27 protein-coding genes and 2 riboswitches are annotated in these 26,602 nt (G+C 41.8%); of the genes, 5 read left to right on the top strand and 22 right to left on the bottom strand.

The features are described 5' to 3' along the window. The first annotated feature begins 15 nt into the window (after positions 1-15). Both AC3ZVC_RS07995 and AC3ZVC_RS07990 read left to right on the top strand, forming a co-directional pair. Positions 16-282 (top strand): DUF3055 domain-containing protein, encoded by a 267-nt coding sequence (locus AC3ZVC_RS07995; RefSeq protein ID WP_214723953.1) that lies wholly within the window; start codon positions 16-18, stop codon positions 280-282. 108 nt (positions 283-390) lie between these two features. Further along, positions 391-678, top strand: a complete 288-nt coding sequence (locus AC3ZVC_RS07990; RefSeq protein ID WP_214723951.1) for a cytosolic protein — start codon at positions 391-393, stop codon at positions 676-678. Positions 679-721: 43 nt separating this feature from the next. Here AC3ZVC_RS07990 and AC3ZVC_RS07985 read toward each other — a convergent pair whose 3' ends face one another. Next, positions 722-997 (bottom strand): YutD family protein, encoded by a 276-nt coding sequence (locus tag AC3ZVC_RS07985; RefSeq protein WP_214724080.1) that lies wholly within the window; start codon positions 995-997, stop codon positions 722-724. Between the two features lie 167 nt (positions 998-1,164). On the opposite strand from AC3ZVC_RS07985, the gene AC3ZVC_RS07980 reads away from it, so the two are divergent. Further along, positions 1,165-1,851, top strand: coding sequence for a YhcN/YlaJ family sporulation lipoprotein (locus AC3ZVC_RS07980; RefSeq protein ID WP_490067820.1), 687 nt, complete (start codon positions 1,165-1,167; stop codon positions 1,849-1,851). Between the two features lie 61 nt (positions 1,852-1,912). On the opposite strand, the gene lipA is transcribed toward AC3ZVC_RS07980, so the two are convergent. After that, entirely contained in the window at positions 1,913-2,887 is a 975-nt protein-coding gene (lipA, locus tag AC3ZVC_RS07975; protein ID WP_490068864.1) for a lipoyl synthase, read from the bottom strand. A gap of 386 nt (positions 2,888-3,273) precedes the next feature. Here lipA and AC3ZVC_RS07970 point away from each other — a divergent pair, with 386 nt between their 5' ends. Beyond that, positions 3,274-4,215, top strand: a complete 942-nt coding sequence (locus AC3ZVC_RS07970; protein ID WP_490068863.1) for a M23 family metallopeptidase — start codon at positions 3,274-3,276, stop codon at positions 4,213-4,215. 57 nt (positions 4,216-4,272) lie between these two features. On the opposite strand, the gene AC3ZVC_RS07965 is transcribed toward AC3ZVC_RS07970, so the two are convergent. After that, entirely contained in the window at positions 4,273-4,380 is a 108-nt protein-coding gene (locus AC3ZVC_RS07965) for a methionine/alanine import family NSS transporter small subunit (RefSeq protein WP_490067819.1), read from the bottom strand. Beyond that, positions 4,380-5,891 carry a sodium-dependent transporter gene (locus AC3ZVC_RS07960; RefSeq protein ID WP_490067818.1) on the bottom strand — a complete coding sequence of 504 codons (1,512 nt, stop codon included), beginning with the start codon at positions 5,889-5,891 and terminating at the stop codon, positions 4,380-4,382. Before AC3ZVC_RS07960 ends, AC3ZVC_RS07965 begins: the two co-directional genes overlap by 1 nt. A 519-nt stretch (positions 5,892-6,410) precedes the next feature. Here AC3ZVC_RS07960 and AC3ZVC_RS07955 point away from each other — a divergent pair. Beyond that, complete coding sequence (locus tag AC3ZVC_RS07955; RefSeq protein ID WP_490067817.1) at positions 6,411-7,289, top strand: YsnF/AvaK domain-containing protein; 879 nt, start codon at positions 6,411-6,413, stop codon at positions 7,287-7,289. 139 nt (positions 7,290-7,428) lie between these two features. Here AC3ZVC_RS07955 and AC3ZVC_RS07950 read toward each other — a convergent pair whose 3' ends face one another. The 18 genes from AC3ZVC_RS07950 to AC3ZVC_RS07865 all read right to left on the bottom strand — a co-directional run bounded on the left by AC3ZVC_RS07950 (position 7,429) and on the right by AC3ZVC_RS07865 (position 26,179). After that, the gene (locus AC3ZVC_RS07950; protein ID WP_490067816.1) at positions 7,429-9,009 is read right to left on the bottom strand and encodes a Na+/H+ antiporter NhaC family protein; all 1,581 of its coding nucleotides are present in this window, start codon (positions 9,007-9,009) and stop codon (positions 7,429-7,431) included. Positions 9,010-9,166: 157 nt separating this feature from the next. Then, a riboswitch (Lysine riboswitch) is annotated at positions 9,167-9,373 on the bottom strand. Between the two features lie 67 nt (positions 9,374-9,440). After that, on the bottom strand, positions 9,441-10,187 hold the full coding sequence (gene yunB, locus AC3ZVC_RS07945; protein ID WP_214723935.1) for a sporulation protein YunB: 747 nt from the start codon (positions 10,185-10,187) through the stop codon (positions 9,441-9,443). A 62-nt stretch (positions 10,188-10,249) separates the two neighbouring features. Further along, entirely contained in the window at positions 10,250-11,344 is a 1,095-nt protein-coding gene (locus AC3ZVC_RS07940; protein WP_490067815.1) for an HD-GYP domain-containing protein, read from the bottom strand. 166 nt (positions 11,345-11,510) lie between these two features. Beyond that, on the bottom strand, positions 11,511-11,813 hold the full coding sequence (locus AC3ZVC_RS07935) for a YunC family protein (protein ID WP_490067814.1): 303 nt from the start codon (positions 11,811-11,813) through the stop codon (positions 11,511-11,513). A gap of 129 nt (positions 11,814-11,942) precedes the next feature. Beyond that, positions 11,943-12,788 (bottom strand): DUF72 domain-containing protein, encoded by an 846-nt coding sequence (locus AC3ZVC_RS07930; RefSeq protein ID WP_490067813.1) that lies wholly within the window; start codon positions 12,786-12,788, stop codon positions 11,943-11,945. A 358-nt stretch (positions 12,789-13,146) separates the two neighbouring features. Next, positions 13,147-14,088, bottom strand: coding sequence for an IS3 family transposase (locus tag AC3ZVC_RS07925; protein WP_490067812.1), 942 nt, complete (start codon positions 14,086-14,088; stop codon positions 13,147-13,149). 103 nt (positions 14,089-14,191) lie between these two features. Continuing rightward, complete coding sequence (locus tag AC3ZVC_RS07920; protein ID WP_490067811.1) at positions 14,192-14,407, bottom strand: helix-turn-helix domain-containing protein; 216 nt, start codon at positions 14,405-14,407, stop codon at positions 14,192-14,194. 523 nt (positions 14,408-14,930) lie between these two features. Then, positions 14,931-16,328, bottom strand: coding sequence for a Fe-S cluster assembly protein SufB (gene sufB / locus AC3ZVC_RS07915; protein ID WP_490067810.1), 1,398 nt, complete (start codon positions 16,326-16,328; stop codon positions 14,931-14,933). A gap of 180 nt (positions 16,329-16,508) precedes the next feature. Further along, on the bottom strand, positions 16,509-16,958 hold the full coding sequence (gene sufU / locus AC3ZVC_RS07910; RefSeq protein WP_214723918.1) for a Fe-S cluster assembly sulfur transfer protein SufU: 450 nt from the start codon (positions 16,956-16,958) through the stop codon (positions 16,509-16,511). Next, positions 16,948-18,177: a cysteine desulfurase gene (locus tag AC3ZVC_RS07905; protein WP_490067809.1), complete on the bottom strand. Its 1,230-nt coding sequence runs from the start codon at positions 18,175-18,177 to the stop codon at positions 16,948-16,950. The genes sufU and AC3ZVC_RS07905 overlap by 11 nt, the downstream gene beginning before the upstream one ends. After that, positions 18,177-19,487, bottom strand: coding sequence for a Fe-S cluster assembly protein SufD (gene sufD / locus AC3ZVC_RS07900; protein ID WP_490067808.1), 1,311 nt, complete (start codon positions 19,485-19,487; stop codon positions 18,177-18,179). The genes AC3ZVC_RS07905 and sufD overlap by 1 nt, the downstream gene beginning before the upstream one ends. 17 nt (positions 19,488-19,504) lie before the next feature. Beyond that, positions 19,505-20,290, bottom strand: a complete 786-nt coding sequence (gene sufC / locus AC3ZVC_RS07895; protein ID WP_490067807.1) for a Fe-S cluster assembly ATPase SufC — start codon at positions 20,288-20,290, stop codon at positions 19,505-19,507. Between the two features lie 389 nt (positions 20,291-20,679). Next, a complete protein-coding gene (locus AC3ZVC_RS07890) occupies positions 20,680-20,832 on the bottom strand; it encodes a YuzK family famiily protein (protein WP_490067806.1) in 153 nt (50 codons plus the stop codon). 532 nt (positions 20,833-21,364) lie between these two features. Beyond that, on the bottom strand, positions 21,365-21,736 hold the full coding sequence (locus tag AC3ZVC_RS07885) for a carboxymuconolactone decarboxylase family protein (RefSeq protein WP_144540942.1): 372 nt from the start codon (positions 21,734-21,736) through the stop codon (positions 21,365-21,367). A 152-nt stretch (positions 21,737-21,888) separates the two neighbouring features. Beyond that, a complete protein-coding gene (locus AC3ZVC_RS07880) occupies positions 21,889-22,737 on the bottom strand; it encodes a MetQ/NlpA family ABC transporter substrate-binding protein (RefSeq protein WP_490067805.1) in 849 nt (282 codons plus the stop codon). An 11-nt stretch (positions 22,738-22,748) separates the two neighbouring features. Continuing rightward, complete coding sequence (locus AC3ZVC_RS07875) at positions 22,749-23,417, bottom strand: methionine ABC transporter permease (RefSeq protein ID WP_490067804.1); 669 nt, start codon at positions 23,415-23,417, stop codon at positions 22,749-22,751. Beyond that, complete coding sequence (locus AC3ZVC_RS07870) at positions 23,410-24,435, bottom strand: methionine ABC transporter ATP-binding protein (protein ID WP_490067803.1); 1,026 nt, start codon at positions 24,433-24,435, stop codon at positions 23,410-23,412. The genes AC3ZVC_RS07875 and AC3ZVC_RS07870 overlap by 8 nt, the downstream gene beginning before the upstream one ends. A gap of 176 nt (positions 24,436-24,611) precedes the next feature. Next, a riboswitch (SAM riboswitch) is annotated at positions 24,612-24,715 on the bottom strand. Positions 24,716-24,862: 147 nt separating this feature from the next. Beyond that, complete coding sequence (locus tag AC3ZVC_RS07865; RefSeq protein WP_490067802.1) at positions 24,863-26,179, bottom strand: O-acetylhomoserine aminocarboxypropyltransferase/cysteine synthase family protein; 1,317 nt, start codon at positions 26,177-26,179, stop codon at positions 24,863-24,865. Positions 26,180-26,602: the final 423 nt, after the last annotated feature.

The raw sequence follows: 26,602 nt of genomic DNA, 5'->3' as shown, positions 1-26,602 counted from the left end.
GAGGAGAGTGCAAATATGGCTGAACGTTTTTTCTTATACGATGACCTGGAAAATACAAAAACCCGGTTTGTCAGCTTTATGGGTGAAAATCAGCGATTCGATCTCGCCATTATTCGTTCTGATCGTTATTATGGCAAACAATTAGTGCTTGATATTCAGGGAAGCCGCTTCGCGATCATCGGGGAAGATGATTTGAAGGAAGAAGGCTACCTTGAACATGTATTCCAGCTTTCAGAAGAAGATGCCGAAGAACTGCGGTCATTTCTGATGGAACTTGTTTAATATTAAATAATCAACAAATACTAAAGGAGAACCCTTGTTTAATGGGTTCTCCTTTTTTCATTTTGTATTAAAAATCTCCATCCAGATACTTCTTAAGGAGTGAAAAGCATGGACGATAAAGAAAGAAGGACCTATACAGACTTTTCAAATGTGGAAACGCAAAGGAACTTCCTCATTCCTGAAGACCTGCCGGAAGGGCCCTATGGCGCTCCCAGGAATGCGGATGAACCTGTAGAAAATAAAAGCACTCCTTGGCGTGAAGGGCAGCGTTATTACAGTGCGTTCAATTATGAATTCAAGTCCCTTCACCAAAACCTGCCGCGGCAGATGGACGGGGCGCATCCTCCCCATGATGATCCCGATAAAAACGAAGAACCGCCATATACAGAGACTTAACAATCAGACAGAGGATAAGGGCCGGGTTTCACCCGAGCCCTTTTTAGCTTTTTACCTTTTTAACAACAAAATAGGCACACCCAAAGTTACAGAATTCGTACAGATATTCTGTTAATGTGCTGATTTTTGTATCAAAGGATGCTTTCTGATTCTGGTCATCAAAAAAACCCCGGAGACGAAGCTGGCCATAACCCCAGTCCCCAACAATGTAATCATATCTGGACAGAATTTCACTATATCTCCCGCGAAACGCTTCCTCATTAAAACCATCCCGCTCTTCCTCGATTACTTCATAACAAATATTATTAATGCAAACCATCTTTTTCACCTCAACTTAACAGCTTATGTATCAGTATTATATTGAAAAATAACGATATATGAAAACTGATTCTGAATGTCCTATTTAAATTATAACTGATTCCCCATCAATTACTAAGAGAAAAAAATGTGCTGGTGGAAATTCTATAGATGAGGAGGTGTTTTATAGTGAAAAAATCACTAATCATTCTTGGAATTTGCGGAATCGCTGCACTGACAGCATGCCAAAACAATGCTGCAAGGGAGGATATTTACGAAGAAAGCGGCAACACCATTAACGTCAATGACCAGCGTGCAGAATTATATAACCGGGATATGGGCAACGGCAGAAATGGAAGAAACAATGCAGGCGAAGACTTCGGGTATGTTCGCCACCAAAAAAGCCCAATTATGGGGGACAATGTTTCCGCTGACCATTATGCAGCAATTGACCGTGAACAAGTTGCTGATATTATTGGCAAATACTGTACTGAAATTCCAAATGTAGATGATATATCTACCCTTGTTACAGATGAGGAAGTCCTAATTGTCTACAATACAAATTCGGAAAATCGCAATCAAACCGCTGACCAGGTTAAAAAGATGGCAATGTCTGTTGTACCTAGATGGTATCATGTTTATGTGAGTGATAATACTTCTTTAAGAAAAAACGTGGAGAATTTCGCCACTGTTGACTCAGACGGCCGAAATGCAGATCATGGCGTAGAACAATTAATCAAGCAAATGCTCAAATCCCCTCAGGGAGAAAAAATGAGCGAAAGCGAAAATGAAAACGGTGAAATGCAAGGAGAACGAAATGACGATATGGATAAAGATGATCTGAGCGAATCTCTCCAAAAAGCAGGAAACCGTTAAAAAAGCATGATTTCAAACGAAAAAGAGTCCAGCGATATGGCGCTGAACTCTTTTTTTGATATTAAGCTTCCTTAACTTCTTGTTCCCCCATTAGCTGCTTCTGTTTGGAAGCGGCATTTACCTGCTCGTCTGCATGGTAAGAAGAACGCACAAGCGGACCTGCTTCACAGTGGCTAAAGCCTTTGCCCATGGCAATTTCTCTGAGCTCCTGGAATTCCTCTGGAGTATAATACTTCACAACTTTTATATGCTTCTTGGACGGCTGCAGATACTGGCCAATTGTCATAATATCAACATCATGCGCACGAAGATCATCCATGACTGCAATAATCTCCTCTTTAGTTTCGCCAAGGCCGATCATTAAGCTGGACTTTGTTGGGATATCAGGCTGCATTTCTTTGGCACGCTTTAAAAACTCAAGAGAACGCTTGTATTTTGCACGTGCTCTCACTCTTGGTGTAAGACGTTCAACGGTTTCAATATTGTGGTTAAGAATATCAGGACGGGCATCCATTAATGTTTTCAGGTTTTCATAAACACCGCCCATATCAGATGGCAATACTTCAATCGTTGTGAATGGGCTTTTTCTTCTGATTGCACGGACTGTTTCAGCAAAAACAGCTGCGCCGCCGTCTTTTAGGTCGTCTCGTGCCACTGCAGTTACAACAGCATGTTTTAGGTTCATCAGCGCAACTGAATCTGCTACGCGTTCCGGCTCCTGAAGATCCAATTCTGTTGGCAGTCCCGTTTTAACCGCACAGAAGCGGCAGGCACGCGTACAAACATCCCCGAGTATCATAAATGTTGCCGTTCTTCTTACTGCCCAGCATTCGTGGATATTTGGGCATTTGGCCTCTTCGCATACAGTATGTAAATTTTTCTCTCTCATCATCTTTTTGAGGCCATTATAATTTTCGTTCGTATTCAATTTTATTTTCAGCCATTCGGGCTTGCGCAAGTACTCTTCTTTTTTGCTCATTTTCCCACTCCTTAGAAAATCGTAAGCGCATTTATCATGCGCCGAAGCTAGACGTATTAAAAAAGCCAGTCATAAAAAATTCCGACTAAGCTGATTAGGCTTCACCTGATGCCACTTTATCATAATGAATTAAAGAGGACAAGCCGAAGATATTGGTATTACCATTAATTGATATTAATTAAATTTACCTTTACTCACAAACTATATTAAGTAAAGCTTCACTCAGTGGTTGAGTGTTAGTTGAGTCCCGCACGTTGCGGGTCACTCAGGCGTTGCCACAGTTTGTGGCGCCCTTTAGCCTGAGTTCCTACTCCGGGCCTATACGGGGAATAGCTTAGCTACGCTGCCCGTTAGACTGCGATAGGCAGACCAGAAAAGAAGGGAGGATTTCCGTGCGGATTTTAATAACCGCTGCTGCGGCCTTATCGTTATTTCTGACTTCTATGTGTACAGTAAGCGCTCAGGAAAATCAGTCTGATCCTTATAAGCAAAGGATGGAGCTATATAAAAAAGTAGAAGCCGTCACGAATATTCCATGGTACTACCTTGCCGGAATTGACCAGTATGAGCGGAATGTCAGGCAGTCCAGAAGGGATATTCCCAAAGCCGATGGCATTACCGGGATTTATTTTAAGCCTGAAGAGTGGGCTGGAATATTAAACCCGGATACACATGATGAGAATCCTACATCCATTCAATTTTTCGATGGAATGGGAATCGACGGGGATGGGGACGGAAAAGCAAGCCTGAAAAGCGATGAAGATGTACTTCATTCCTTTGCAAATTTCCTTCTAGCCTATGGTACAGATCATGACAATTTAAAAATCGGATTGTGGAATTATTATAAGCGCGATAAAACGGTGGGCATCATCATCGGAAAAGCACAAGTGTATAAGCATTTTGGACGCCTTAACCTCGATGACCACGCATTTCCCGTTCCTTTAAGGAGCAATTACAGTTACAGAAATACTTGGGGGGACGCAAGGGGCTGGGGTGGAAGAAGAATACACGAGGGAACCGATATTTTTGCTGATTATGGAGTGCCTGTCAGGGCAACATCCTATGGCATTGTTGAAATGAAAGGCTGGAATAAATATGGAGGATGGCGAATCGGCATTCGCGATATAAATAATAATTATCATTACTTTGCCCACTTAAGCGGATTTGCCAAGGACCTTAAGCTTGGCCAAATCGTTGAGCCCGGAATGCTAATCGGCGGAGTTGGAAGTTCAGGCTATGGCCCGCCTGGTACTTCAGGAAAATTCCCTCCCCACCTTCATTACGGCATATACAAGGATAACGGTTATACTGAATGGTCCTATGATCCATATCCTCACTTAAGACTTTGGGAAAGGCAAGATCGGATAAAAGCGAGGAAAAAATAATATAAAAAATAAAAAGGACTGCCTCTTTATATCAGGGACAGTCCTAATTTATTTATCTTATTTAGCTTTTCTCGATTTGGAAACTGCGTTCATAACACTTGCTGCTAGGCCGCCCCAAATAATGAGCATCCCAATCACCATCATTGTAATCGCGCTACCGGACATTATTGAGATACCTCCTTCTTTTCAGGCATATCGAGCGTATTTTTCTGCCATTTGATGGACATGAAGACAAACCCAAGGACAATCGCTCCGATTGCCACTCCCCAGCCGGAATATAGCAGGAAGCTAGTAGGATATCCTTCATAATTGTCTTTAATGTTGGTAATGATGTTTTGAACCATCATATAACCTAAAACTACTGGAGTAATGATGCCCAAGCACACTCTCCACCAGCCGCCAAGGCGGATATCAGACATGCTGTCTGCATGGTTTTGAAGATTCTTAAGCTCTTTTAGTACCCAAGCTACAATCACAACTTCAACCAGGCCTGCAAGCGCAACACCGAATTGGTTGATGAAATAATCGGCTGCATCAAGGAAGTATAAACCGCCCTGAGTGGCAAACAAGATCGAGATAATGGCAGATAATCCTCCACCGTATAAAACCGCTTTTGTACGGGAAACCTTGAATTTGTCCTGTACCCCAGCAACAAAGGTTTCCACAATTGAGATTAAAGAAGACAATCCTGCAAGCACTAAACAGATGAAGAATAGTGAGCCGAAAAGGCCATTTAACGCAGGGAATTCATTGATGATCTGCGGGAAGACAACGAATGCCAAACCTACACCGGCAGATACAACTTCACTGACTGGGACTCCAGCTTGATTTGCCATAAATCCTAGAGCAGCGAATACTCCTATACCGGCAAGCAACTCAAATCCTGAGTTAGCAAATCCTGTAATAAAGGCGTTGTTTGTAATATCAGTTTTCTTTGGCAGGTAGCTTGAGTAAGTTACCATGATTGCAAAGGCAATGGATAAACTAAAGAAGATTTGTCCATATGCTGCTACCCAAACTTTTGGGTTCGCAATTTGGCTCCAGTCAGGCTTGAAGAAAGCATCAAGTCCCTGTGCAGCACCTTCCAATGAAAGGGCGCGAACAACAATAATTAAGAATAATACTACAAGTGCAGGAATAAAGATTTTGTTCGCAATTTCAATACCTTTTTTAACACCTTTAAATAAGACTCCAAGTGTAATGACCCAAACGATAATCAATGGAATGAATACGCCTGGAACAATGGATCCAACCTGGCCGGGAGCTTCAGCTAGGTTTAAGTAGCTTCCGAATAAGAATCCTTCAGGATCATCTCCCCATTTCAGGCTGAATGAAAAACCTGCGAAAGACATAGCCCAAGCGATGATAACTGCATAATAAGTGGAAATTACAAATGATACTGCTACCTGCCACCAGCCAAGCCACTCATATTTTTTGCTTAATCTGGCGTAAGACAGCGGTGCAGATCCACGATATTTATGGCCGATTGTGAATTCCATAACCAGCAAAGGAATCCCTGCTGTCAATAATGCAAATAAATAAGGAAAGAAGAACGCTCCTCCTCCATTTTCATAGGCTACTGCCGGGAATCGCCAAATGTTTCCCAAGCCGACAGCCGATCCTACAGCAGCTAAAATAAAGCCTGCTCTTGTACCCCACTGTGGACGATTATCCATAGTATTTTCTACCCCCTGTAAATAAATTACTTTTCTCCCAATTAAAAAGAACAATGGGAACTTTTTATATTTTCAGATAATTCTATCTAACATAAAACTAGTATAGCTATTTTTTTAAATTCTGTCAAAACATTATTTTGGCAATAGTAATATTTTTCAAAATCCTTTAACCGAACACTAAACTAAAGTAAAATCTCTTTCAAAATTAGTATTTTTCTATTTTAATTTTTAACTAAAACCACTGTACCAGGATCTATTTTATCAAGTGTTGGTTTTTATCCGTTGTCCACACCTCCTTTAATAAACTTTATTCCCAACAGCCAAAAACTTTCATTAAATATTCGGAAATTTCAATTCTTGAGTTTTTAATATCATATAGCACATTATGAAAATTTTGGACAAGTTCCCAATATTAAACTTGTTTGCTTTGTCAAGACCCGGGAATAAAATCAATGTGCTTCACTTTAACAAAAAATTTAAAGCGTAAAGCGCAACTTTATTTATAGGAGGTTTTTAATAATGGATGCCAATATTATCGGAGTTTATAATTCACAGCGAGAAGTAGTAGATGCAATTCAGGAACTGCAGAATGACGGATACCCTGTTCAGGATTTATCCATCATCGCTCAAACAGAACATCTAGATTCATCTCTTGAAGATAAAACAGGTGTTCATGCAGAGACCTTCGAAACAAAGGATAGAGACAGCAGTGAAAGTGCAGGATTCTTAAACAGTTTAACATCATGGTTTGATGACGGTCGCACAAATCAAGGTTCTACAGTGGAAAAATTTAGAGAGCTGGGCATGTCTGACGATGAAGCCAGCAAATACGAAACATATGTGAATGAAGGAAAAATCATCTTATATAGCGACAGAATTGATACCGCAACAGGTTTTACAGGAGGAACAACTGAAGCTAGAATGGATAGCACTTACACTGATGGTTATGACCAGCGCAACGGTCTAACTGAAGATGAAGAGCAATCATTAAAGCTTCGTGAAGAACAGCTGGATGTGACAAAGGATCGTGTTCAGGCTGGAGAAGTGGAGGTCCATAAGGATGTTGTGGAAGAACAAAAAACCGTCAACGTGCCGGTTGAGCATGAAGAAGTATATGTAGAAAGAAGAAAAGTGGATGATCCCACTGCAGCAAGTACTGCACCAATTGGGGACGATGAAACAATCCGCATTCCAATCACAGAAGAACGAGTGGAAGTCTCCAAAAAGCCTGTTGTAACCGATGAAGTAGTTGTCGGCAAGCGTGAAGTACAGGAAACACAGCAGGTAACGGAGGATCTAAAAAAAGAAGAAGTTCATCTAGATGGCGGCCGTGAGTTCGTATCTGAGGAAAAAGATATGGACCGTCCGGTTAATAGAAAAGATAACGATAAATGGTAATAGAGTTGAAGGGGTCTCCATAAGGAGCCCCCTTTTAATATGGAAAAAGGACTAAAATTCGGGCTGAATCCGTACTAAATTAAATTACCTATAGAAAAGGCTCTCTCACAAAGAGAAAGCCTTTTTCAGATATAAATGTTTAGCTTGCCGTTTTTTCTTGCATTGTACCATCTTTTTTATTGCCTGCTATTAGTGCAAAGGCAAATACAAGGACAGCTACAGTCAGCAAGGCAAAAATTGTGCTTCCTGTAAAACCAATGATCAAGTATCCGACCGATGCGATTCCTGCCGAGATCAGCGCATATGGCAGCTGCGTCATCACATGGTCAATATGGTTACATCCTGCCCCTGTTGAGGAAAGTATGGTTGTATCAGAGATAGGTGAACAATGGTCTCCAAATACTGCTCCTGCAAGTACTGCTGCCATTGCCGGCAACAATAGATTGATGTCTGTTGCAGCGGCAATATCACCCGCGATCGGAAGCAGTATGCCGAATGATCCCCATGAAGTCCCAGTACTGAACGCCATGATTCCTGCAATAAGGAATAGGATGATAGGAAGCCATGAAGTACTCATATTTGAGCTTTCAACAATCCCGGCTAAGTATGTCCCCGTTTCAAGACGGCCAATCAGATCAACGATCGCCCAAGCAAATAATAAGATATAAACGGCCGGAAGCATGGATTTGATGCCTTCCCATACTCCTCTTCCGAAAACATTTGAATTAATTCCTTTTAATACAAACGCCTGGCGGAGGAATAAAGCCATTGTGACAAATAGCCCAATTAGTCCTCCAAGGATAAGTGATTTCGAAACATCTGTGTTTTCAAAGATTTGCAAAATAGTTGCGTTTCCTTCAACTGCTTGGGAACCCGTCCAGATCATTGCGCCTACTGTACCAATAACAAGAGCAACAATCGGCCATACAAGATCACCGACAGAGCCTTTTGTGCTTGTTGGAAGATCATCTTTTAGTTCACCAGGTGCAGGCTTATCGGGATCCATGACTAACCCTTCTTCAACAGCACGCTTTTCATGAACCTTCATTGGCCCGATCTCAATTCTTCTTAATGCTACCATAAACACAATAGCCAAAGTAGCCCAAACATAAAGATTCATAGGAATCATCTGAATGAAAGCCGAGAATGCAGAATACTCGGTTACATTATGGGCAGCAAGGATGGTACCAATTAAAGCAATGATGTATGCTCCCCAGCTTGAAACCGGCGACACAACACAAACAGGTGCTGAAGTTGAATCAATCAGGTATGCCAGCTTTGCACGGGATACACGCTGGCGATCCGTTATCGGACGTGAAATCTGCCCGACTGCCAGAGCATTGAAATAGTCGTCAATAAAAATGATAATTCCTAAAACAGCTCCGACAATCTGTGCGCCTGCACGGGTTTTTACCCGTTTCATCGCCCATTCGCCAAATGCGCGGCTTCCACCTGAGATCGATATAAATGCTGTAATAACTCCTAATACAAGCAAGAATAAAAGAATATAAACATTCCAGGTGTTCAGCTCTCCGTCTGAAACAAAAATTCCTTTTACTGCATCAAAAATAATGCTAAATGTTTCTGTAATGCTGAATTCAGCCAGCAACAGGGCTGCTGTGACGATCCCCACTCCCAATGATAGCAGAACGCGCCTAGTCAGGATGACCATTGCGATGGCTACCAGCGGCGGCAGCAGGGAGAAAATCGTGTTTGCCATTACTTGTCCTCCTCTTGTTTTTTGGATCGCACCATTAAGGCACGTCCGTTTTTCAATCAGGGGGAACAACATGGATGATGACAGAGCGAAAATAAAAAAAGAGTAACGATAGAGAAAAATCTATCATTACTCTTTTGAAGTAATTAGTTTCTCCATCACGATCTGTAGCTCCCCATTATGAAGGCTTTGACAAAGTATATTCATACCTTCCCCTCATAATGACAGTGTTACTCCTATTCGAAGTAACCCCAGCGGAATAAAAGCTGACCCATTTATTCTGCTTCGGCAAAATTCCCTTTTAGCTGTGGTCACGGTTGTCATCCTCACACAGCTTACTCTTGAATCCTGCACCTCTACCCCATCGGATATGATAAGGTTTTTATACAATTGTATTTATAAGTATAGCAAACTACGAGTCTTCTGGCAAGCCTTTATTGACCTGCAGGTATTTCTATGGAAGGCGATGTGCCTCCGCCGCCATTATAGAATTGAGGAACCTTTCCAGGATATATACCATACGCAGCAAGCACATCTTCTTGGACGGTAATGATTTTGGTCGCAAAAGGGATAATGATTTGAACCTGCACATCCAAACGAACCAGGACCTTCACTTCAACATTATTGATGCCGTGGTCCTTTGTTTCGGTTATGAAGTTGGACGTAACAGAACCAACTGCATTAAACTTGACGGGAATCCTCGGCCCCAAGTTCCCGAGAAGCGCATTATTGGTCGCCTGCCCAAGCGGCACATAATAGACAATGCCATTTGAACTCTGCTTTTGTTCTGTATTAATCTCAACATCTGTAAACGATTCTAAGGCATCGAGATCTCCTTTTTCCGCTTTTTTAATATTATCCTGAACGAGTTCGGTCACTTCAGCCTTTACCCTGTTCAGTTTTTCAACATTTATGCTGACGACACCGCTTTCGCTTGCTTCAAACATGTCTTCCAAATCCATTACATTTGTAATTTTTTTATTGATCGCATTGTTGATAACCAACGATGCGATTTTTCTTGTTTGAGAATCGGCATAGCTCATAAGTGTGGGTTTAAGTCCTTCATTGATTATCCATAGGCCGGCAGCTGTTGAAAAAACAAAAAAGACGAAGGTCAGCAGAAAAACATACCGAAACGGCAGTGGACCTTTCCGGGGCAGCCGGCCGCGAAATTTTGCCAAAACAAATCCCCCCTTTACAAGCTATATGTATGCTATAAAGGAGGGAACTAATCCAAAATCGTTCATTGTTTTACAAAAGTAATGTCACAGCCTATAATAACAGCATTCAGCTCAGTCCTTAAATCTGCTTCATACGGATTGGTTCCGCTTCCGTTTTCCTCCAAAATCCGAATGACCGGCCTGTCGCTGAGTCCTGCATTCTGCCTGCAGACAACTCCCTTTCTTCCATCACTCAATTCAACTGTTATGCCAACAGGATAAATCGCAACTGCCTGCCGGAAAGCTCCAATAAGTTTTGTCTCATAAAGGGTTCCCGCTCCAGCATATAAAATTTCGAGGCCCTTATGCGGAAGCATTGCCTGCCTGTATATTCGATTGGATGTTACCGCATCAAATACATCTGCGACCGCAATAATCTTCCCATAATCATGGATCTGTTCCCCCTGCAGACCTCTCGGATAGCCCGAACCATTAAGCCGTTCGTGATGCTGAAATGCACAATGGGCAACAATCAGCGGGATTGTCTGGACGCCTCTTAAAATATTAAAGCCCTCTTCCGGATGCTTTTTTATTTCATCGAACTCCTCAGCATTTAATCTTCCTGGCTTCAGCAAAATATCGGCAGGAATCTTCATTTTTCCAACATCATGCAAAATGGCCCCCATTCCCAAAGTTTCCAGCTCCTTTGGCGCCATTTTCATCTCCATTCCGATTGCCAGTGAATAGAGGGTGACATTAAGGGAATGAGTAAAAATATAGTGGTCATATGTATAAACATCAGAAAGAATCGTCAGCAGCTCTTTGTTTCCTCTTACCTCTCCAAGCAGCCGGCGAATTAAATCAGAGAACCGTTTAGAAGCTTTTTCAATCACTAAGAAGCTTGTTAAATTCCTGTCTTCCTCCACTTGGCTGAATACGGATTCAATCGTTTGAATGGCCTCCTTGCGCATATGGGACGGCAAAGGATCTTTGTATTGAATATCCTCTGTGCGGTGATCTCTGATATAAATGTAGGTGATGCCCATTTCCTGCAGCCTTCTAATCAGCCTTTCTGCCAGCTCTACCCCTTCATTTAAGAGGACCTGCCCTTTATCATTATATATAGCCTTGGCTAAAACGCTGCCAGCTTCAATCGTTTCTGTTGCAGCTAATCTCATATGTTTCTCCTGTTTCCATTTTTGAAATTGCACCCTTTTTAATCATATCCATATCGGGTCTTTATAAGGTTTATTTACATTATGCGACAAAATTTTCATTGTTCGGTTGGAAAGGTGCGAGGGATATAATGAAATTGAAAAAAGGCAGCCCTTATAAGGCATGCCTTTATAGCATTTTCAGAAGAGCTTCCCTTCCAATCGTTCCTTTATGGATGCCAAGCTCCTTGGCTTCGTAAGTTACAGACTCGAGAGGTGCATTTAACAGCTGCTCAATCGTTTTAACACCAACTGCCCTGCCTGCTATGACTTTACGGTCCTTCAGCTTTTCATTAAGCAATCCGACATCCAGCGCACCGCACATTATATATCCCTTATCATTGGTTACAACTAGTAAGTTCGTTTTCGGCAATTGCACCGAAACACTTAAAAAAGTATGGCCATCTATATCAATCGGTTTCAAATCAATCAATTTTACCGCCACTCCTTTCCCTTTTCCATTACACAATATGTGCGGACAAGGAAAAGCGTGTATTTAAAAAGCGAAAAGTACCAGGTACCTATACCAGTTAGCTTAAGTGGTATAGGTACCTGGTACCTTTTAAAATAGATCGAGCTGTCTTGGAGCGAGTTGTTCGTATTCGATATTTAGTAAATCAATCATTTGCTTTGCATTGTCTGCCGCATCTCCGCCAGAGTTGTTGTTGAATACGACAAAGACGGTTTGGCAGGTCTTCTCAAGCTCCCTTAAATGGGCCGCCCATTCGGTAAGTTCCTTTTCGTTATAGCGGTAAAGATAGCGGACTTCGCGCCAATTTTCCCCATTCTTCTTTTGCCACCCATGGAAGTTGCGGCCATGGAAGCGAACAAGCACTTTATCAAGGCTGGTCGTTTCCAAAACGGTTGGAACAGAGCCCTCGCCTGCTTGCGGCTCATCGCAAATGCTGTGAATCCAGCCTTCCTCTTTCATAAAATGCACGGTGCTTTCTTTAAATTCAGGCCTGAACCAGGATTGGTTCCTGAATTCAAGCGCGCATGGGATATCGCCCATCTGCTCTTTGCACCAGCGCAGGTAGTCTACATTTGCCTTTTTGCAGTCAAACCAGGGCGGGAACTGAAACAGCACCATAGCGAGCTTTCCAGCTTCGATATATGGCTCCAAAGAGTCTTTAAAAGCGTCAAACATCTCTTCTTTATTATCAAAGGGGATTTCTCCCCTTTGATGGCCTGTCATGCCCTGATAAGCTTTTACTATGAATTGAAAAGATGCTGGGGTTTCTTTTACCCACTTGGAGGAGTTCCTTTTTGGCTGCACCGCATAAAAAGCAGAGTCCACCTCAACCGTCGGAAAATGGCCTGCATACTCCTTTAATTTATCTCTCTGCGAAATATTGCCCGTATATAAGCTATCATGGTCACCCCACCCTGTAACGCCAATGATAATCATCGAAACACCTCCGTTTTGTTGATTTTTTACTCTGTAAATTTGATTTAAAATCCCATTCTGGCACACATTTAAGTTTTATTTATAACAAAGACACTTTGGGCCCTAAACACGTACTCTTTTTAAGAAAAAACAGGTCTATTTTAAGAAAAAAGATAATATATCATCAACTTCGGCTTGGCCCCCTAATTTCGGACACATACTCGACTTTTCTTGTCTTTTCACAGTTTTTTATTTTTTCTATCCTTCTTCACTTTTTGCATAATAGATGATTTCACTCAAGCGTCAAGCCCACTACGCTTGACCCTTTCGCTTCATCATCTATGAGCGGTTTAAGTGAAGAAGGAGTACCTTTGCGATGCTATAAGCTAATCGCCATTTCTTCTGTATTTCCTAGCTCTTTATATATATCATGAAACTCAAGAGGGGCCCTGTAATTCAAACTCCCATGAAATCTTCGCAAATTGTAAAACTCCATAAATTCATCTATCCGAAAATAGGCCTCCTCAAAGCACTCAAAAGTATACCTACGGTAACACTCCCGTTCAATCACACTGTGAAATGATTCAATGAATGCATTTAAGTTAGGAGATTTAGGTGGGATTCTTTCATGGTATATCTGGTTTTCCGTACAAAACTCCCCGAAGTGATGACTGACAAATTGAGGGCCATTATCGGTTCTTATAATGATACTATATTCATCTTTTTCGTTAGTTTTATAAACCTGACGGGTCTTTAATGCCTCTTTAAGCATGTTAGTAATATCCTTTGCTTGGCACTTTGAACCTCGATAATATCCAACGATACTCCGGTCAAATACATCAATGGCACTAGCCAGAAAAAAGAACCTTCCACTCTTCTCAATGGATCCGTACTTAATGTCTAGCTGCCATAGTTGATTAGGCTGCGTGATCACATGCTGTTTAGCCATTCTTCTAGGGAATTTTGATTGAGCAGTTCGTTTCGGTAATAGAATATCTAACTTCGCACATAACCGATAAACCTTCTTTTTATCAATCACAAGGTTATGTTGTTTTTGAAGGTAATGAGTCAGCTTCTTATATCCGTAAATTCCTTCTTCTCCTTCGATAGCTTCCATTAAAAATTCTTCTATCTGCTCGTCTGGAATTCTTTCTCCTGTGTTTGTCAAAGAATACCCCGGAAAAGGTCTTCCTCTTTTGACATCTGTAGATGTCTTTTCCTTATTCTGCTCATAATAGTACATGGATCGAGAAACCTCCAATGCTTTCATGGCCCTGTTAATAGGGAAGCCTTCAGATACCCAAAGTTCAACCTCTGCCAAACGCTCCTGTACGGTCACTCTCTTTTTTTTAATAAATTCTTTAACATAGCTACTTCAAGTTCTTTTTCTCCAAGAAGCTTCATGGCTTGTTCGTATTTTTCCATTAACTCATCCTTAGAAGGATCTCAGAAAGCCTCACTGTACCTTCATTATCCATCAAGTCCTGAACTTCATCTTCATAGGTTCGCATCCAGGCTCTTAAAGTTTCCCTTGAAATACCTGCTTTACGGGCAATGGAAGAAATGTTCCCTGTCTCTATAGCCATCCGAACATATTTCTTCTTAACATCTTCAATAATATCAATTCTTTGTTTGGGCATTTGGACACTCCTTTCCTCATAGAATCCTTACCTCTAGTTTACTTTTTCCAGTAGGTTCGTGTCCAAATGATTAAGGGGTCCTAAAAGACTTTAGCAATTTTATCGTCAAATTTCCAAATATATCATCAACTCGGGCAATATTTCGGCAACTTTTTTGATATATCTGCATCTTTGGCTAATTCAAGCTGATGGATTTAAAGACAGCGGCATGGTATCAGAGGCTTATTTGCAAAACCCTTGTTTTATTTGCAGATTTTTCCTCTAGTTCATTCAAATAACCCTTCCTATTTAAAAACCCGCTTACCTTGAGTAGTAAACGGGTTTTGGAAAAAAACATCAGGTATCCGTGTTCTCCTCGGCGCATTCCCCGCATGCAGTCTCTCATCCACACGCTCTTCTGCGCTGGAGTATGGCGCCTTCTACTCCAATCAACAAGGTACAAATCAATAATGGCTTTAACATAGCCAAACAAAAAAATGATTGAACGGGATAACCGTTCAATCATTTTAACAACTCATATTTATTATCCGATTGAACCTTCCATTTCAAACTTGATCAGGCGGTTCATTTCTACTGCGTATTCCATTGGAAGCTCTTTCGTGAATGGCTCAATGAAGCCCATTACAATCATTTCTGTTGCTTCTTCCTCGGAGATGCCGCGGCTCATTAGATAGAATAACTGCTCTTCGGATACTTTAGAAACCTTCGCTTCATGCTCTAGTGAGATGTTATCGTTCAGGATTTCATTGTAAGGGATTGTATCAGAAGTTGACTGATTATCCATGATTAGGGTATCACACTCGATGTTTGCACGTGCTCCATCCGCTTTGCGGCCGAAGTGTACGATACCGCGGTATGTTACTTTCCCGCCTTGTTTGGAAATCGATTTAGATACAATCGTTGAAGAAGTGTTTGGTGCAAGGTGGATCATTTTCGCACCTGCATCCTGGTGCTGGCCTTTACCTGCTAAAGCAATGGAAAGGGTCATACCGCGTGCACCTTCCCCTTTAAGGATAACTGCCGGATATTTCATTGTTAATTTTGATCCAATGTTTCCGTCAATCCATTCCATTGTTGCGTTCGCTTCGCAAACCGCACGCTTTGTAACCAGGTTAAATACGTTGTTCGCCCAGTTCTGAATCGTTGTATACCGGCAGTATGCGTCTTTCTTGATGATGATTTCAACAACCGCACTGTGAAGTGAATTTGTTGTGTAAACAGGAGCCGTACATCCTTCTACATAATGTACATGTGCACCTTCATCAACAATGATTAACGTACGCTCAAACTGTCCCATGTTCTCGGAGTTAATGCGGAAGTATGCCTGTAATGGCGTATCCACCTTAACACCTTTAGGAACGTAGATGAACGATCCGCCAGACCAAACCGCTGAGTTTAACGCAGAGAATTTGTTGTCTGTTGGAGGGATAACCTTTGCCCAGTGCTCACGGAAAATGTCTTCATTTTCGCGAAGAGCGGAATCAGTATCTTTAAAAACAATTCCTTTAGCTTCAAGGTCTTCCTGCATGTTATGATAAACTACTTCTGATTCGTACTGTGCAGAAACACCAGCAAGATACTTCTGCTCCGCTTCCGGAATACCCAATTTATCAAACGTTTGCTTGATTTCCTCAGGCACTTCATCCCAGGAGCGCTCAGTTTTTTCAGAAGGCTTAACATAGTACGTAATTTCATCAAAATTTAATGACGCTAAATCTCCGCCCCATTGCGGCATAGGCATGTTATAGAAATGCTCTAATGATTTTAAACGGAAGTCAAGCATCCACTGTGGCTCTTCCTTCAATTTTGAAATCTCTTCAACAATTTCTTTTGTCAAACCGCGTTTTGATCGGAAAATGGAAACGTCTTTATCGGCAAAACCATACTTGTAATCGCCGATCTCAGGCATTTTTTTTGCCATCGTCGTATTCCTCCATTCGTTTAGGAAAGGGCCCTCGCCCAATCATTTCATAATATTTTATCACACAAGGCAGGTGAAAAAATTATTGAACAAAAGTTTGATTATTTTTTCTTTGGCTCTGTTAACATTTAGCTATAAAACAGCTTCCCTAAAGGTTCAATCAAACGTTTGATTGAATTATTATTCCTGGTCTTCGTTTTCCTCGTTAATGCCTTTCTCCATGGCTTTCCATGCCAATGTGGCACATTTGATTCTGGCCGGGAACTGGGATACACCCTGAAGAGCTTCGATATCGCCAAGATCCAAATCATCTTCATCATATTCTTTTCCCAGCATCATGTCAGAGAAAACTTTGGAAAGCTTTAATGCTTCTTCAATATTTTTACCCTTGATGGCTTGAGTCATCATCGAAGCTGAAGACATGGAAATCGAACAGCCTTCGCCTTCAAACTTCGCATCTGTCACTTTGCCATCCTCAAGCTTCAACGTCAATTGAATTCGGTCTCCGCATGTAGGGTTATTCATATTGATCGTCAAGCTGTCATCTTCAAGTACCCCTTTGTTACGAGGATTTTTATAATGATCCATAATCACCTGGCGGTAAAGGGTATCTAAATTTTTAGAAGACATCGCTGAAATACTCCTTTGTTTTGACAAGCCCTGCAACAAGCTTATCAATATCTTCTTCCGTATTGTACAGATAGAAGCTTGCACGTGCAGTTGCAGAAACCTTGAGCCATTTCATTAGCGGCTGTGCGCAATGGTGGCCGGCACGAACAGCAATTCCTTCTGCATCCAATACAGTAGCCACATCATGAGGGTGGACATCGTCAATATTGAAAGTGACTAGTCCGGCACGCTTAGATGCTTCTTTCGGGCCGTAAATCGTCATTCCCTCAATGCGGGACAATTTTTCCATTGCATAAGCAGCGAGCTTATGCTCATATGCTTCAATTTCATCCAAGCCAATCTGTTCAAGAAAATCAATTGCAGCACCTAAACCAATGGCACCAGCAATGATTGGCGTGCCCCCTTCAAACTTCCAGGGAAGCTCTTTCCAAGTGGATTCATAAAGGCCGACAAAGTCGATCATTTCTCCGCCAAACTCGACCGGCTCCATCTTCTCCAGATGCTTTTTCTTTCCGTACAGAACGCCGATGCCTGTAGGGCCGCACATTTTATGGCCTGAAAAAGCAAGAAAATCACAATCCAAGTCCTGAACATCAATCTTCATATGAGGAGCACTTTGAGCGCCATCCACAACCATGATAGCGCCATTTTCATGGGCAATTTTTGCAATTTCCTTTATCGGGTTCATCACGCCAAGTACGTTCGATACCTGCATGATCGAAACGATTTTGGTATTGCCATTCACGGTTTCCCTTACATCATCCAAGGAGATCGTTCCATCTTCCTGAAGAGGAAGGTACTTTAGTGTTGCACCCGTTTGCTTGGCAACCTGCTGCCAGGGAATGATGTTGCTGTGATGCTCCATATAGGAAATCACAATTTCATCGCCTTCATCCAGGTTGTCACGTCCATAGCTTGCAGCAATTGTATTGATTGCTGTTGTTGTTCCTCTTGTAAAAACAACTTCCTCAGTCGATTTAGCGTTAATAAACTTACGGACTTTTTCCCTTGCACCTTCATAGCCATCCGTTGCTCTTGTTCCGAGTGTATGGACTCCTCTATGAACATTGGAGTTGTATTCCCGGTAGTATTTATCAAGCGCTTCAATAACAGGAGCAGGCTTTTGGGAAGTAGCCGCACTGTCTAAGTAAACAAGAGGCTTTCCGTTGACTTCCTGATCCAGGATGGGAAACATTTGCCGAATATCCCGGACATTCATTATTTTACTTTCCTTTCAATGACGGCTGTCAGCTGCTTTTTAACTCCTTCAATTGGAAGAGCATTAACAACCGGTGCAAGGAATCCGTGAATAACAAGGCGCTCTGCCTCTTTTTGTGAAATCCCGCGGCTCATTAAGTAGTAAAGCTGCAAAGGATCCACCCGTCCAACTGATGCTGCGTGTCCTGCGGTTACGTCGTCTTCATCGATCAATAGAATTGGGTTGGCGTCTCCGCGCGCTTTCTCACTTAGCATTAGTACGCGTGACTCCTGCTCGGCATTTGACTTCGTAGCGCCATGCTCGATTTTTCCGATTCCATTAAAGATGGAAGAGGCAGAATCTTTCATAACACCATGCTTCAAAATATATCCTTCTGAATTTTTTCCAAAATGGATGACCTTTGTAGTGAAGTTTTGCGTTTGTTCTCCGCGTCCGACTACAACTGTTTTTGTGTCTCCAAAGGAGCCATCGCCAACAAGGTTTGTCGTATTTTCAGAGACCGTGTTGCCATCATTCATAAGGCCAAGAGCCCATTCAATGCGTGCATCGCGCCCTGCAACACCGCGGCGGTTAACATAAGCAGTTGTGCCTTTTGCAAGCGTATCAACAGCACCGTATTGAACTTTAGCGTTTCCATTGGCAATCACTTCAGTCACGATATTGAAAATTCCGTTTGCTTCTTCAACTGTTGAAATATAGTTTTCGACATATGTGACAGAGCTGTTATCATCAGCCACAACCAATACATGGTTGAAAAGGTTTGCTTCTTTATTATCGTGGATATATACAGCCTGAATAGGTTCTTCAATTTCCACGTTTTTAGGAACATACAAGAAAGCTCCGCCGTTTAAAAGGGCTGCATGCAGCGCAGTCAAACGATGCTCATCTGTTTTCACGCCATCCTTCATGAAGTACTTCTGAAGAAGGTCGCTATGTTCTCTTGCAGCAGTAAAGATGTCAGTGAAAATAACGCCTTTTCCCTGAAGCTCTTTTGAAAGAGACAGATGTGTTGGTCTGTTATTGCGCTGAATGTAAAGATTCTGGTCGCCTGCTTCAAGATCAATCAGATTTCTAACATCCTCAGGAAGGTCGTTTAAGGAAGCAAAGTCTTCACTTCCTACGATGTGTTTTTCGAACTGTGTGAAGTTCCATTTATCTATTTTTGTTTTATCAGGCTTTGGCATTGGCAGGTTTTCCGCGTTTGCAAGCGCATTTAGACGGAGTTCTGTCAGCCATGCCGGCTCGCCCATATCTTTTGAGAAGGAACTTACATATTCCCTGTCAAATGGTAGTTTTATTTCCGTTGTCATAGTGATCCCCCTAACGCTTACGCTTCTTGCCCAACTGTTTCGTCTTCAATGCCCAATTCTTGTTTAATCCAGTCATATCCTTCTGATTCTAAACGCTGTGCAAGCTCAGGACCGCCTGACTTTACAACGCGTCCCTGCATCATCACGTGTACATGATCAGGAGTGATGTAGTTAAGAAGGCGCTGGTAGTGAGTGATAATTAAGCAACCAAAATCTTCTCCGCGCATTTGGTTAATTCCTTTAGAAACAACCTTCAATGCATCGATATCCAAACCTGAATCGATTTCATCAAGGATGGCGATTTTTGGTTCAAGCATCATTAATTGAAGAATCTCATTGCGCTTCTTTTCACCGCCAGAGAATCCTTCATTTAAGTAACGCTGAGCCATGTCCAGATCCATTTCAAGGAATTCCATTTTGCTGTCCATTTTTCGGATAAACTTCATTAAAGAAATTTCATTGCCTTCTTCCATGCGGCTGTTGATTGCTGAACGCAAGAAATCGGCATTAGTAACACCGCTGATTTCACTTGGGTATTGCATTGCAAGGAAAAGGCCGGCTTGTGCACGTTCGTCAACTTCCATTTCAAGAACATCTTTACCATCTAAAGTAATGCTGCCTTGAGTTACTTCATATTTAGGATGGCCCATGATTGCAGATGATAATGTAGATTTACCTGTTCCGTTAGGCCCCATGATTGCGTGGATTTCTCCGCCTTTAATTTCAAGGTTTACACCTTTTAATATTTCTTTCCCCTCAATAGCAACATGAAGGTCTTTGATAGTTAGTACTGATCCTGCCATAATATATACCTCCGTCAATAAAAGAAGATTTGTGTAAATCGGCTGTTTGCCGCAAATCTCTATTCTCATTTTATTCTCATTACAATCTTATAACAAATGAAATTTCATAGCAACTCTTTAAGACCCTTTAACAAACTTTTCAAACAAAAATGTTTAGAAAGCCTTTAAATGAAGATTTTATCATAGAATCTATCCTTCATCAAAGAGTGCGTTCTTAAAAAAACAGGCATGTCCTATTTATTTTTTCCTCAGATGGTTGATTCATGTATGGAAAGCTTAAATGAGAATGGATTGAAGGGTTAAGTCAAAATATTTATAAAAAAGAAAACCAGCGCACAGAGCAGCTGGTTTCCATTTTTCTTCTTTATATTATATATATGGTTTAAATCCTAGGAATGAATTTTTCTTTCAAGATCGGCAACTAAACGCTGGCTTTGTAGATAATCTTCTTCACGTTTCTTTTCAACTTCCATACGAACATCATGTTTCCGGCTGTACACTTCATATCCAACTCCATGGGCAGCTTGCATTGCTTTCTCCATTTCACTCGTGTAGTTCAGCTGTAACTGACTGATAATGAATCAATCCTTTCGGTTTTTATGCTTTCGCATTTAGTTTTTACATTTAAAATCTTAACACTCAACTTATACCCTGCACAAAGCCGAAAAAACCTGATTTTTTTAGTAAAATAAGGAACCAGATTTGGTGAAGCGCTTCCATCTCGCCCATTCTTACAATAATGGCTATTTCCTCCTGATAAATGGTTGTTTCATAAATTTTCTGAAATTATACAGGCTTATAGAAAAGACTTTTCCGTAAAGTTTGTTGCTTTTTGAAGGCAAACGTATTTTAACCACTGAGTTGATTGTAGCGGAGGGCACTTGACTCCAGCGGGAAGAGAGGGAAGTGCGAGACCCCACAGGCGAAGCCGAGGAGGCTCGCAACCCTCCCCGCGGAAAGCAAGTGCCCGCAGCGGAAATCAACGGGCAATATTTATAAACAAAAACAACAATCCATGAGAAAAGAGCCTTAAAAAATAAAACTCCTGCTTTTAGGCAGGAGCTGAAGGTTTATTTATTGTTTAAGCTGATTCAATTCAGTCATGGCTTCCTGCACAAGAGTAACTGCCTGGCTCATTGCTGCACCGCCGCCGAATGCAGCTGTTACACCTACCGCTTCTAGAATCTCTTCTTCTGAAGCTCCCTGATCAAGGCAGCCTTTTGTATGGTAAATAATGCAGTATTCGTCCTGAGAATATAAACTGATTCCAAGTGCAATGAGCTGCTTCTGTTTTTGGCTTAATGTTCCTTCCTTAAAGCAAGCTTCTGTAAATGCGTTATAGTGCTGGGCTAAATCAGGCATTTTTTCAGTGAATACACCTAATCCTACTTTATAATCATGAAGAGCTGCTTCTATTGAGTTTGATGGTTCATGATAATGTTCCATTTTGCTCCACTCCATTCAAATTATTATAAACGTTAGTATGTTTGATTATTTTTCAAACTATGCGGATAGATAAGCCAATAGGCTGGGCATATAATGGAAACCTAATAAGCATACAAAAAAGCAGGCATACGCGCCTGCTTTTTTTAGCTCTATTATTCGGAAACCGGTACAACGGCTCCTTCATATTTTTCAAGAATGAAGTCCTGAATTTCCTTTGAACGAAGAACTTCTACTAAAGCTTTAATTCCTTCTTTTTCTTCATCTCCGCTGCGGACAGCAATCACGTTAACATATGGTGACTCCTTATCCTCGATCGCAATTGAATCTTCTAATGGATTCAGGCCTGCGTCAATTGCATAGTTAGAGTTGATTAGAACGGCATCGCCTTCACCATTGTTGTAAATTTGCGGAAGCAGGGAAGCTTCATATTCTGTATCAAATTCCAGCTTCTTAGGGTTGTCTTTAATATCTTCTAAGGTAGCTTCTGTTTTTTCAACATCTTCGTTTAAGGTAATAAGGCCTTCTGCTTCTAGCATGGCTAAGATCCGGCCATGGTCTGCTACAGAGTTGCTCATGATGATTGTTGCACCTTCAGGAAGCTCTTCAAGGTTCTTATATTTTTGAGAATACACACCGATTGGCTCGATATGAATTCCGCCAGCATTTGTAAAGTCATAGCCATGCTCTGCTTTTTGTGATTCAAGGTAAGGAATGTGCTGGAAATAGTTTGCATCAAGCTCTTCAGACTCTAAAGCCTGGTTTGGCAGCACATAATCCTGGAATGTAACAACATCTAGTTCAAAGCCTTTTTCCTCAAGAAGCGGTTTAGCTTCTTCAAGAATTTCAGCGTGCGGTACGTTGGAAGCACCTACAGTAATTTTAGTGCTTTCTTTGCTATCTCCGCCATCCCCTGCATTATTTCCTTCTTCTTCTGAAGTTCCGCAAGCTGCAAGTACAAGTGCCACTGCAAGTGCAAGAACGAGTGATAACCACTTTTTCATGTTGATCTCTCCTATCGTTTGTCTAATTTTGTTGTTATTAAATCACCAATAAACTGGATGATAAATACGATGATAAGAATAATAATGGTCGCCATCAAAACGACATCATTACGGCTTCTCTGGAATCCTTCCAGGTATGCAAGGTTGCCAAGTCCTCCTGCACCGATCACACCGGCCATAGCTGTGTAGCCAACCAGGGCAATGGCTGTCACTGTAATACCTGAAACTAGGGCTGGCATGGATTCAGGAAGAAGGACCTTCCAGATAATCGTGCTTGTTTTGGCACCCATGGACTTGGCCGCTTCAATGACGCCTTTATCAATTTCTCTAAGTCCAATCTCAACCATCCGCGCGTAAAATGGCGCTGCCCCAATTATTAATGCAGGCAATGCTGCATCCTCCCCGATCATTGTTCCGATTAGGAATTTGGTAAAAGGTATTAAAAGAACAATTAAGATAATGAACGGAATAGAACGAAAAATATTTACGAAAGCTGAAATGACTTTATTGACTGCAGCATTTTCCCAGATATTCCCCTTTGAGGTCAGGAAGAGAAGCAGCCCCAAAATCGCACCTAAAATAAATGTTGCAACCACAGATATAGCAGTCATATAAAGGGTTTCCAAGGTAGCTTCCCACATGGAGTCCCATTTTACATTTGGAAACCATTCGTTAAGCATTGGAAATCACCTCCACGCCAACCTGCTGGGATTGGATATAATCAATTGCTTTGGCAACTTCTTCTGCATCTCCATCCAAATGGATGAACAAAGTTCCATAAGAGCCATTTTGCGTTTGAGAAATCTTCCCTTGAAGAATATTGACTGTCACTTGGAAATTTCGGATCAAATTCGTTATTAATGGCTGTTCAGCTGCTTCCCCGACAAATCCTAATTGCACTACTTTTCCGCGCGGATATAAATCCACTAAATGATCAATTGTTTCTTTCGTCTCTTCAGGCTCTGTGACCTGCTGGACAAAGCGCTTCGTAATCGTCGCTTTAGGATTTTTAAATACATCCAGCACAGGACCAATTTCAACAATCCTGCCGCCTTCCATGACAGCAACACGGTGGCAAATTTTACGAATTACGTGCATTTCATGTGTAATCAGTACAATTGTTAAACCTAAACGCTCATTGATATCAACAAGCAAATCGAGAATTGAGTCAGTTGTTTGCGGATCGAGTGCAGAGGTAGCCTCATCACAAAGCAGCACTTTTGGGTTATTGGCAAGGGCTCTCGCAATCCCTACCCTTTGCTTTTGTCCGCCGCTCAGCTGAGAAGGATACGCATCCTCTCTGCCATCCAGGCCGACCAGCTTGATGAGTTCATTTACTCTTTTCAGCCTTTCCTGCCTTGGAACACCTGCAATTTCAAGCGGAAATGCAATATTGTCCCTGACACTTCTCGACCATAAAAGGTTAAAGTGCTGGAAAATCATGCTTATTTCCTGGCGTGCTTTTCTTAATTTGCTGCCTTTTATTTTTGAAACTTCATTGCCGGCCACGATTACACTTCCTTGTGTTGGAAGCTCAAGGCCGTTCAGCATGCGGATTAAAGTACTTTTACCTGCGCCGCTATATCCGATCACACCGAAGATTTCTCCTTCTTTTATCTCCAGGTTTACGTCATCTACGGCTTTCACCTGGCCCTTTTTAGAAGAATAGATCTTCTTTACATCATTTATGGAAATCAACGTGTTATTTCACCTCTTTAATCGAAAATACAGATTATAATTAAAAGACCGCTTTTTTCTCTAGTTTTTGACTGCTCAGCAGCTTTCATTCATGAGCAGAATAACGAGCTGAAGCCACAAAAATAAAAATGCCTTTCTGCACATGAGCAGAAAGGCATTAAAAATTTAAGTCCTTTCTCTCATCTGTCAAAGCTATGCTTTGAGTGAATTGGCACCATTTCAAATTAATGACGGTTGCCGGGCTTCATAGGGCACTTCCCTCCACCTCTCTTGATAAGAGCGTAACGTTTTATATTCAATTAACACTTTAAATAATTTAAGCAGCTTTTTAATTACGTTTGCTATCGTATCATAGCTTTCAAAAAGGTGTCAACGAAGAACTTTTAAACTTTTTGAAAAAATGGGCGGTAAATTTTTCTTGCTGTCATTAAGCTTTTGCAGCCAAAGATGTTATCCCTGTCGCAGCTTCAATTGCCTGCTCAAGATCTTCAATCAAATCATCCGCATTCTCGATCCCGATAGATATCCTAATTAAATCTTCAGGTACCCCTGCAGCCTTTAAACCTTCTTTATCGAGCTGCTGGTGGGTCGTGCTGGCCGGGTGAATGATTAGGCTCTTGGCATCCCCGACATTGGCAACATGTGCCCAAAGCTGAAGGCTATTAATCAGCTTTGCACCAGCTTCCCGGCCGCCTGCAATTCCGAAAACAGCGACAGCGCCTGCTCCTTTAGGCAAATATTTATCAGCTAGAGCTTTATCCGGATTGCTTTCATGGCCTGGGTAAAGCACCCAGTTAACAGCAGGGTGGGCTTCCAGGTATTCAACCACTTTCTTCGTATTCGCAATATGCTCCTTCATTCTCACATGCAAAGTCTCTAGTCCCAATGTGAACTGGAATGCACTTTGCGCACTCATTGCAGGCCCCAAATCTCTTAAAAGCTGTACTCTGGCTTTAATGATATAAGCAGCCTCGCCAATTGCTTCACTATAAACAATATCATGGTAGCTTGGATCCGGTTCTGTGAAGCCAGGAAACTTCGGTGAATTCCAATCAAACTTTCCGCCATCAACGATAATGCCGCCCATTGTTGTTCCATTGCCAAGCAGCCATTTAGTCGCTGAGTGAATAACGATATCAGCTCCATGCTCAATCGGCCTGCATAAATAAGGTGTAGCAAAGGTATTATCAACGATTATTGGAACACCGTTTTCATGAGCAATAGCAGCCACCTTTTCAAGATCAAGCACCTTCAAACTCGGGTTTCCAATTGTTTCAGCAAAAACTGCCTTGGTTTTATCTGTTATGGCGTTTCGGAAGTTTTCCGGTTCTTTTGGATCCACAAACTTGACATCAATCCCGTACTTAGGAAGTGTGACTGCAAACAAATTATAAGTACCGCCATATAGATTGGAGGCCGCAACAATCTCATCCCCGGCCTGGGCAAGATTTAGGATTGCCAGAGTAATAGCAGATTGACCGCTTGCAAGCGCCAAAGCACCGACTCCGCCTTCAAGCAAAGCCACTCTTTCCTCAAATACACTTACAGTGGGATTATGTATCCGGCTATAAATGTATCCAGGTTCCTTTAATGCAAAAAGATCTGCGGCATGGTCTGTATTTTTGAATTGGTAAGCATTGTTCTGGTAAATCGGCACTGCTCTTGCCCCCGTAACCGGATCAGGATTCAGTCCCCCATGTACTCCTAGTGTTTCAAAACGGTAGCTTTTTTGTTTGTCAGTCATGTTTCTCTCTCCTTTATTTGTTATTGTCTAATAAAATATTTATGAATTCTGCCCGTTGATTTCAGCACGGGGCACTCAGCGAACCCGCGGGGAGGATTGCGAGCCTCCTCGGCTTCGCCTGCGGGGTCTCGCACTTCCCTCTTTTCCCGCTGGAGTCGAGTGCCCTTCGCTACAATCAACTCAGTTGGTTAAAATACGTTTGCCTTCAAAAAACAACAAACTCTAAGAAAACTGCCTTAATAAAATAGCTCACTTTCCTGCAGGATCCGGGAGCCTACTCGGTGAAAATGCGAATGCATTTACGAGGAGCTCTGCCTTCCGCTACAATCAAAAGGGTGCCAAAATCACGAATAGCCTTAACACAGCCAATAAACTAAATTCAGCTAAAAAAGCAGTACTTCAATTTTCCCTGACTTTTTGAAC

This window comes from Cytobacillus sp. C11.1 (genome assembly GCF_058145115.1).
This window is presented reverse-complemented; position numbering and strand designations above follow the sequence as displayed.